The following is a 6,807-nucleotide window of genomic DNA, read 5'->3' as shown; positions in this document are numbered from 1 at the left end:
GGGCGGGTGCGGGGGCGTGGAGGTGCTCGACGTCGTCCTCGTGCTCGTGCTCGTGGGCGTCCTCCTCGGCGCCCGGCACGACCGCGAACGCCGCGATCAGCAGCACTCCGGCGATCACCGCGAGCACCACCGAGAACTCGAAGTAGCGGGGGTGGATGTAGAGGCCGAGCCGACCGGTCGCCGCGAGCCACAGGGTCGAGACGACGCCGATCAGGCTGAGGACGACGCCCTTCCAGCGGGCGAGGAGGCGCTCAGAGCGCATAGTTCACCGCCAGTCCCAGCACGGCCGCGCCGAGGGCGACCAGCACGGTGACGCGCACCAGCGTCGCGGCCGAGAACGTGGTGCGCAGCAGCGCGAGCATCTTGACGTCGATCATCGGACCGAAGACGAGGAACGCGATGATGCCTCCCGGCAGGAACGTGGAGCCGAACGAGAGCACGAAGAACGCGTCGACGTTCGAGCAGATCGAGATGACGAAGGCGAGCACCATCAGCGCCAGCACCGACCAGAGCGGGTCGCCGCCGAGCGTGGTCAGTACATCGCGCGAGACGCCGACCTGGATCAGCCCCGCGATGGCGGCGCCGACGAACAGCGCCGGCATCATCGCCCCGGTCTCCTCGGCGAACAGCAGCACGCTGCGCCGGGAGCGGTCGCGGAGGGAGCGGGACGGCCGCTCGCCCGCCTCGCACGCCGCGCGGAAGCGGTCGGTGAGCAGGCTCATCGGCTCGGAGTGGCGGCTGAAGATCCAGCCGACGAGGTTCGCGATCGCGAAGCCGCCGACGATGCGCCAGACGAGGATCCCGTCGGCCCAGCCGAAGGCCTGGTAGGTCGTGACGATGGTGATCGGATTCACGATCGGCGCGGCGAGGAGGAACGTCATCGACTCCGACACCGAGAGGCCCTTGACGATCAGCCCGCGCGCGAGCGGCACGTTGCCGCACTCGCAGACCGGGAGGAGCACGCCGAGCAGCGAGATCACGAGGCGCCGCGGGAGCGCCCGCTTCGGCAGGATCCTCAGCAGCACGGTCTCGGGCACCCACAGCTGCACCGCGATCGAGAGGACGATGCCGAGGAACACGAACGGCAGCGACTCGATGACGACGCTGATCGAGAGGGTGAGGAAGTCGCGCACCGCGTCCGAGAGGGCGTCGCCCGCCGCGTCCGGGGCGAGCAGGCGCGTCGCCACGAGGACGGCGACCAGGGCGAGCCCGAGGAGCGGCCCGCGCCGCGACCGCCGGGCGCCCGGGGACGCGCGGGTCGGGGCGGCGAGCGCGGATTCGGGGGACATCCCGACCCATCGTAGGCGGGGGTCCTGCGCGGGCCGGCGCGGGGCGCGGCTGCGACGTCCCCGGCGAGTGTGAGCCCGGCCCCGCGAGGTCCGGCCGACCGCGAGTGTCCGATGGTCGTCGCGCTCGCGCTCGAGTGCGACGACTTCTGGACACTCGGTGCGAGGGCGGGCGCCGAGGTTCGCGGGAGGCGGGCGCGGCACTCGCGCAGCGGCCCTCCGGGTGCAGGATGAGCGCATGCCCGCCTCCCCCGCGCACCCCCTCCGCGTGCGGATGCAGCCGCGCGCGATCGACGAGGCGCACCGCGTCTCGAGTCCGCTCGAGCTGCTCGTCGACCTGACCTTCGTCGTCGCGATCGCGCAGATCGCCCAGCAGCTCGCCCACGCGACCGAGGAGGGGCACCTCGCCGAGGGGCTCCTCCCCTTCGGCATGGTGTTCTTCGCGATCTGGTGGGCGTGGATGAACTTCACCTGGTTCGCCTCCGGGTACGACACCGACGACGTGCCCTACCGGCTGCTGACCCTCGCCCAGATGGGCGGCGTCCTGGTGCTCGCGGCGGGAGTGCCGGCCGGCTTCGAGGACGGCGACTACCGGGCGATCACCATCGGCTACGCGATCATGCGGTTCGCGCTGGTGAGCCAGTGGATCCGCGTCGCCGTGTCCACTCCGGAGCACCGCACCTCCGCCGTGCGCAACGCCGTCGGCTTCTCGATCGTGCAGGTCGGCTGGCTGCTGCGGCTGCTCCTGCCCGAGGAGGTCGGGGTGGTGAGCTTCCTGCTCCTGGTCGCCTGCGAGCTGGCGGTGCCCCTCTGGGCGCAGCGGGCGGGCGACGCGAACTGGCATCCGCACCACGTCGCCGAGCGGTACGGGCTGTTCACGATCATCCTGCTCGGCGAGGGCGTCCTCGCGGCGGTGATGGGCGTGCAGCGGGCGGTGACGGAGGCGGGCGTCAGCGCCTCGCTCGTGCTGGTCGCGGCCTGCGGGCTGGTGATCGTGTTCGCGCTGTGGTGGCTGTCGTTCTCGCATCCCTCCGGCGAGCTGCTGGAGCGGCGGCGCGGCCTCTCCTACCGCTGGGGCTACGCGCACTTCGCGGCGTTCGCGGCCCTCGCGGCGCTGGGGTCCGGGCTGGAGGCGGCCGTCGCTGCGACCGCGGGCCACCTCGAGGCGTCCGACACGGTGATCGGCGCGGCCGTCGCGGTGCCGGTCGCGGTCTTCGTCCTGACCCTGTGGGCGGTGCACGCGCCGCTCGGCGAGCACCAGCCGATGCCCGCGCGGCTGGCGCTCCCCGGTGTCGCGCTGGCGCTCGCGACTCCGCTCGTGGCGGGGGCGCTCGGCGTGGGCGGTGTGCTGGTCGCGCTGGCCGCGGTGTCGGCGGGGCTGATCGCCGCGGTGGTGGGGCGCGGGCGCACCGCGGAGTGACGGGGTCGGCGGGCGAGGCGCGTCGCCGTCCCGAGAGGCGCGTCCGTCACCTCGAGACACCGCCCTCGTCGGCGAGACGCCGGCCTGGCGGCGGTGTCCGAGCGGGAGCGGAACGCCTCGACGAGCGCACCGCGGCGGCGGCTACCCCCGTCGCGGCAGCGGCTCCGGGCGGCGGGGCACCCAGCAGCGGACGCGCGAGCGGTAGCGCTCGAAGTCGGCTCCGAAGCGGGCGGCGAGGTCCGCCTCCTCCAGCGGGCGCACGGCCTGGTTCCAGACGACGGCGCCGAGGAGCGCGTACAGCACGACCAGCCACGACGAGAGCAGCAGCCCGACCGCCGCTCCCTGCACGATGCCGGCGACCGCCATCGGGTTGCGGACCCAGCGGTAGGGGCCGGCGATCACCAGCCGGTTGGTCATCGCGATCGGCAGCGGCGTGCCGTCGCCGAGGAGCGACATCGTGAGCCCCGACCAGATCCCGAGCGCGCTCGCCGCGACCAGCAGCAGGACGCCGACGCCGACGACCGCGGGCGGCGCCGCTCCGAGGCTCACGCCCCAGCGCTCCTCCAGCGCGGCGATCACCAGCGGGACGACGACCAGCGCGCCTCCCCAGAACACCGCGATCTGCCCGAGGGTCGCGGCGAGGTGCGATCCGGGCCGGCGGCCCGCGGTCGCGACGCGGAAGGAGAAGGGACCGGAGGCGATCCAGCGCGTGGGCACCCGGCCGAGCAGGAGCAGGCACGCCGCGACGACGGAGCCGCCCGCCGCGGCGAGCATCGCGACGACGCCCCAGCCCGCCTCCCCCGTCAGGGTGGCCCAGACGGCCAGGGCGACCGCGACGAGGAGCGTCCAGGCCGACGCGGTGACGGCCGCCCAGCGGATCCCGGCCGCGGCCAGAGCGGAGGCGCCGACGAACAGCGGGAGGTCGAGAGCCGCGACAGGGACGGGATCGAGGCTGCCGAGCGTCGCGATCCGCACCGCGGGGACGAGCGCCACGGCGACCCACCAGGCCGCGCCGCCGAGGGCCTGCACGGCGAAGTAGAGGCGTCCCCAGGGCATGGCTGCACGGTACTTCATAGCTGAACCCAAGGAACGACCCAGGGCGTTGACGGGCTCGGCGCCCTAGGCTCGGAACCAGTTCCCGCCGCCTCCACGAGAAGCGGCCCACCACGACGCCAAGGACGACGCCGATGAACCGCACGACCGTGATCACCGCACTCGCCTGCGGGCTCCTCCTCACCGCCGCCGCAGCCACTCCCGCTGTCGCCGCGACCTCGGACACCGCCGGGGACTCCACCCGCTCCGTCGACGAGTTCGGCGTTCTCGCCGCGACCGACGGCGACACGCTGCTGATCAACGGGCGCGCCTTCCTCCTCGAGTAGGTCCTCCCCGCCGGGCACGGCCGCGAGGACGCCACTCGCGGCGCCGGCCTCCTGATCCGCCGCTGCGTCGACGTCGACGCCGCCGCGGCCGTATTCCTGGTGACGACGGTGCACGGCTTCTCCGGGCCCGAGATCCTGCCCGCCTACCGCGAGGCGCTGCGGCACCCGCGCACCGAGCACCTGGTGTCGATCTCGGACAGCGACCGCTCCCCCGAGCTCGACTACGCGGCGACGGTGCACCACGGGATCGACGTGGACGGCTTCCCCGCCGGATCCGGAGGAGAGGACCTCGTGATCCTCGGCCGGATCCACCCCGACAAGGGCACGGCGGAGGCGGTCCGGATCGCCGCCGCGGCCGGGCGGCGACTCGTGATCTGCGGCATCGTCCAGGACGAGCGCTACTGGCGCGAGGAGGTCGAGCCGCTCGTCGACGGGACTCGCGTCGTCTACCGCGGCTCGGTCGGGCCGGAGGAGCGCGCCCTCGTGCTCGGCGGGGCGCTCGCGCTCCTGCATCCGATCGGCTTCGACGAGCCGTTCGGCCTCTCCGTCGTCGAGGCGATGGCGTGCGGGACGCCGGTGATCGCGTACCGCCGCGGATCCATGGCCGAGATCATCGACGAGGGCGTCACCGGGTTCGCGGTGTCGTCACGGGAGGAGGCGGTCGCCGCGGTCGAGCGGGTCGGGCTCCTCGACCGCGCGGCCGTGCGAGAGACGGCGCGCCGCCGCTTCGCGGTGGATCGGATGGTCGACGAGTACCTGGTGGTGTACGCGGGAGTGCTGGGGCGCTGACGCCGGGCGGGGTGCGCGGCGTCGTGACGGGGACCGGGCGCGTGCCGGGCTCGCGTGGTTCCGCTGACGCCGGGAGTCCTGCCCCGCGCTGACAGCTTTTCTCGCGTGGATCCCGGGACCGCCGTAACGAGTGACGGAGCAATCCTTCGTGAGCCGACAGTCATCTTCCGCCCGCGCCGTGGCCCACTTCTCCTCCGATCCGAGCACATGGTGGGATGAGCATCATGTGTTCCCAGAGGAGCGCGATCGAACCGACAGGAGCCGACTATGGACGACGACATTCAGCTGATCGAGGACGCTGACGGCATAGCCGTGATCGGAGAGCCTTCGGCTGTGGACCGATTTCTGCATTCGGAGGGTCTCGAATCGAAGGACCTTGGACTCGAGCGCCTCCGACCGGCAGCCGGCGCGGCGGCGGGCGTAGTGCAGGCAGCGGCCGCGATCTCGGCCGGTTCCGGTCGATGGGTGAAACTGACCGAGCAATCCGCCACTGCGCTGCGGAAGCACGGCCACATGGTGAACTCCAAGAGCGGACTCGCGATGGGTGTCGTGCAGGGCAAGGACGGCCGGATCAAGAGCATCGTCCAGTTCGCGCAGACCGGCCCCGGGGCGCTCCTGACCAACCCGGCAGCGTTGTCGAGCGTGGCGGGGATGATGGCGCAAGCTTCCATGCAGCAGTCGATCGACGAGATAAACGACTATCTCGCGACGATCGACGAGAAGGTGGACGATCTTCTCCGCAACCAGAAGGACGCCGTACTGGCCGACATGATCGGCGTCGACCTCGTGATCGAGGAGGCGATGACCATTCGCGAGCGGACTCGTCGGGTGTCCGAGGTCACGTGGTCTAAAGTGCAGTCGACCACTTTGACCCTCGCACGCACTCAGGCCTACGCCCTGCGACAGCTCGACGCCCTGGCCGAGAAGCTCGAGCGGACGACGAAACTGGGAGACATCGCGAAGGCGACCCGGGAGGCCGAGCCGAAGGTCCGCGAGTGGCTCGCCGTGCTCGCCCGATGCATACAGCTGCAGGAATCGACCGCGATTCTCGAGATCGATCGAGTCCTGGATTCGGCTGCGGACGATCTCGATGAGCACCGCATCGGCCTGCAGACTGCTCGGAAGAACCGGCTCGACACGATCGCTCGCAGCACGGAGCGCCTGATCGCTCGTATGGACTCGGCTGCGGGCAGTGCAAATGCGCGAGTTCTGTTGAATCCGCTCGGCGCCCGTGCTGTTGTCGAATCGAGCGACCGCCTCGCGAGCGGTGTGGTCGACTTCCACCTCCACGTCGGCCTTGAACGTCTCCGCGACTCGATGAAGGCCAGGGGCTGGTTCGCCGCTGTGGCCGACGCCCGCGACAAGGTCCTCGAGACGGGCGCTGAAGGATTCGATGCAGCCCGTCGCTTCGGCGACGAGGCGGTGACTCGTGGCCGAGCAGCGACAGACGACCTCTCCATCCGCCTCGCAGAAGGCGCCTTGCGTCGTCGCGCGAATGGATCGCAGGGCGAAGACGATGCGGCTCAGACCGCGCCTTTCGACGCGCCGTCGCAAAGGAGCGACCCAGCCGAGCGGGACGAGTGACCACGGATGGGGGCTACCCCGCTCGACCCGGTCGTTCTAGGGGGGACAGGCGAGCGGGGTCGACGTCGTCGTGTCGAGACCATCTCGCGTCACCGCGTCGAGCCGGTGCGGATCGATGTCACGAGGCCGCCGGGCGAGATGCTCGCTCAGCTGGCCCGCATCGGGCGAGCGGCTGCCTGGCGGGCACGAAGCGAAACTTCTTCCGCGCTCTGACCGAGGTACCCCGTCACCGGGCTGGTCTCTCCATCGATCGACTCAACCCCGTCGGCCCCCGCCCGGCGTCAGCGCCCCAGCACTCCCGCGTACACCACCAGGTACTCGTCGACCATCCGATCCACCGCGAAGCGGC

The 6,807-nt window shown here is 71.9% G+C and carries 7 protein-coding genes; 4 read left to right on the top strand and 3 right to left on the bottom strand.

Annotated elements, in window-relative coordinates; translation table 11 throughout:
• Both C5C57_RS17265 and C5C57_RS17260 read right to left on the bottom strand, forming a co-directional pair.
• Positions 1-262 (bottom strand): DUF1980 domain-containing protein (locus C5C57_RS17265; protein ID WP_146082474.1); only part of this gene is annotated, 262 nt, incomplete at its 3' end.
• A complete protein-coding gene (locus tag C5C57_RS17260) occupies positions 252-1,289 on the bottom strand; it encodes a permease (RefSeq protein WP_104248333.1) in 1,038 nt (345 codons plus the stop codon). The genes C5C57_RS17265 and C5C57_RS17260, both read right to left, overlap by 11 nt.
• Positions 1,290-1,524: 235 nt before the next feature.
• On the opposite strand from C5C57_RS17260, the gene C5C57_RS17255 reads away from it, so the two are divergent.
• A complete protein-coding gene (locus tag C5C57_RS17255) occupies positions 1,525-2,706 on the top strand; it encodes a low temperature requirement protein A (protein ID WP_219815117.1) in 1,182 nt (393 codons plus the stop codon).
• Positions 2,707-2,847: 141 nt separating this feature from the next.
• Here the strand turns inward: C5C57_RS17255 and C5C57_RS17250 are convergent, their stop codons facing one another.
• A complete protein-coding gene (locus tag C5C57_RS17250; protein ID WP_104248334.1) occupies positions 2,848-3,762 on the bottom strand; it encodes an isoprenylcysteine carboxylmethyltransferase family protein in 915 nt (304 codons plus the stop codon).
• 131 nt (positions 3,763-3,893) lie between these two features.
• On the opposite strand from C5C57_RS17250, the gene C5C57_RS17245 reads away from it, so the two are divergent.
• The 3 genes from C5C57_RS17245 (at position 3,894) to C5C57_RS17235 (ending at position 6,458) form a co-directional block, all read left to right on the top strand.
• A complete protein-coding gene (locus C5C57_RS17245) occupies positions 3,894-4,085 on the top strand; it encodes a hypothetical protein (RefSeq protein ID WP_104223384.1) in 192 nt (63 codons plus the stop codon).
• 99 nt (positions 4,086-4,184) lie between these two features.
• On the top strand, positions 4,185-4,874 hold the full coding sequence (locus tag C5C57_RS17240) for a glycosyltransferase (protein WP_258066969.1): 690 nt from the start codon (positions 4,185-4,187) through the stop codon (positions 4,872-4,874).
• Positions 4,875-5,141: 267 nt separating this feature from the next.
• The gene (locus C5C57_RS17235) at positions 5,142-6,458 is read left to right on the top strand and encodes a hypothetical protein (protein WP_219813477.1); all 1,317 of its coding nucleotides are present in this window, start codon (positions 5,142-5,144) and stop codon (positions 6,456-6,458) included.
• The last annotated feature ends 349 nt before the right edge of the window (positions 6,459-6,807 follow it).

This window comes from Rathayibacter sp. AY1C5 (genome assembly GCF_002931705.1).
In the GTDB taxonomy this organism is placed as follows: Bacteria; Actinomycetota; Actinomycetes; order Actinomycetales; family Microbacteriaceae; genus Rathayibacter.
Note: the sequence above shows the minus strand (reverse complement) of the source record. Positions and strands in the feature narration are given on the sequence as shown.